Below are 1736 nucleotides of genomic sequence, written 5' to 3'. Positions count from 1 at the left end.
TATTGGATGAAGAAGCCTCTCTTACCTCTTTATCGCAATTAAATAAAGATGCGCGCTGCAACAATGTTGCAGCAATCTGTGTCTACAGCAAACACCTATCCGAATTTCATCAATTAAAAGCGATTCAATTAGCGACAGTGATCAATTTTCCCCATGGCAATGAAGACTTAACCACCTCCTGCGATGTCATTGAAAAAGCGCTTACATTAGGAGCTACGGAAATAGATTATGTTCTTCCATACCAGCTCTATTTGGATGGCAAGAAAGACGCGGCCCTACAGCAATGCCAAACAATAATTAAATTATGTAAACACCATAATCTGACTTCAAAAATAATTTTAGAAACCGGTGCATTTCCAGCATTAGAGCTTATTTATGATGCAAGTAAAGACTTAATTGAATCAGGTTGTGATTTTCTGAAAACATCAACTGGAAAAATAGCCCAAGGCGCCTCATTACCTGCGGTATTTACCATGCTAAGCGCGATTAAAGATACTAATGTGCCTTGTGGTATTAAGGTATCCGGTGGCGTGAAAACACCAACTCAAGCGTTTAATTATGCAACATTAGCAGAATTTATGATGGATAAAACAATTGATAAAAGCTGGTTTCGTATTGGTGCAAGTAGTTTATTAGGTGAACTGATTTAAAATATCCCCGTCTTCCTCATTGCCAATTAAATTAAGGAATAGTAATAAGAGGCTGAATTAGCTAAAATAGCCCGGCAAATTAACAAGCAATTACTGGAGTTTCAATTACCATGAACAATAAATCCGTATTTAAATCCATTTTAGTGGTATTTTTGGGCCTTGTTCTAACGGGCTGCAAAACAACGCCGCCTGGTGAGTATGATGCCAATGAAGTAGGTAAAATTAAGAAAGTTATTCCTGGTACCGTCATTTCAAAACGTGTAGTTAATTTACATAGAAAAAGCAATGACACTAAAGATAACTCGAGCAGCGATTTTGTTGATAATGGATACAACCAAACACGGGGCGTGGAATATGTCATTAAATTAAAATCAGGTGGAATTATTTCCGTAGTTCAGTCTGAAGATCTTAAATTAAAGAATAAACAAGCGATCTTGGTAATTTATGGAAGGCATACACGTGTTGTTGCTGATAATGGTAGTGAAATATTTTAAAGGAAAACCGCTCCGGGAGCTCCTGGCCAGCCATAATGATTATCCTCATCAACCCTTATGGATACCTTGCATAAACGTCAAATGAAACCTTATTCCTATGTTCCGCGGACAAGCCGCGGGAAGTAGGACTTTCCTTAACTCGATAGCGGCATTCCCAGGGGGAAAAGGGATTTTCGGCTTAACTTAAACGGATTTCTCATTCGCCTTACTTCTCTGGCAACATATTAATTTTATTTACAAAACATTTCGTTTCGCCACTCCAAGGCAAAGTATAGGCATCGCAATGATAAGTAATAATTACATGGCGATTATTTTGCATGGCAAAATCTGCTTGCTTGACTAAATCTGAGTTAAATTGGCCTAAGGTAAAATGAAACGCACGGCCACTAACGCCACTTGCGTTTTCAAGTCCGCCTAGAACCATTTCTCCTTCATAGGTTCCCCAAAAATTACCTTCTTTGGCGACTTTGACAATAATCCCAGATTTTTGTCCTTTCTGTACAGACCAGCAACTGGTTAAAAAAGGTGTAGCGATTAATAATAATGACACAAATAATATGTTCTTCATAACAATCATCCTTTACTGAGCAAA

3 protein-coding genes are annotated in these 1736 nt (G+C 38.0%); 2 read left to right on the top strand and 1 reads right to left on the bottom strand.

Annotated features, from left to right (window positions below):
• Positions 1 to 650: deoxyribose-phosphate aldolase (gene deoC / locus LDG_RS13275; protein ID WP_040535910.1), on the top strand; the 650-nt coding region annotated here is incomplete at its 5' end.
• 110 nt (positions 651 to 760) lie between these two features.
• Positions 761 to 1144 (top strand): hypothetical protein, encoded by a 384-nt coding sequence (locus LDG_RS13270; RefSeq protein ID WP_006871914.1) that lies wholly within the window; start codon positions 761 to 763, stop codon positions 1142 to 1144.
• A 205-nt stretch (positions 1145 to 1349) separates the two neighbouring features.
• Here the strand turns inward: LDG_RS13270 and LDG_RS13265 are convergent, their stop codons facing one another.
• On the bottom strand, positions 1350 to 1712 hold the full coding sequence (locus LDG_RS13265) for a hypothetical protein (RefSeq protein ID WP_006871913.1): 363 nt from the start codon (positions 1710 to 1712) through the stop codon (positions 1350 to 1352).
• Positions 1713 to 1736 lie beyond the last annotated feature (24 nt).

The organism is Legionella drancourtii LLAP12 (genome assembly GCF_000162755.2).
Lineage (GTDB): Bacteria > Pseudomonadota > Gammaproteobacteria > Legionellales > Legionellaceae > Legionella > Legionella drancourtii.
Note: the sequence above shows the minus strand (reverse complement) of the source record. Positions and strands in the feature narration are given on the sequence as shown.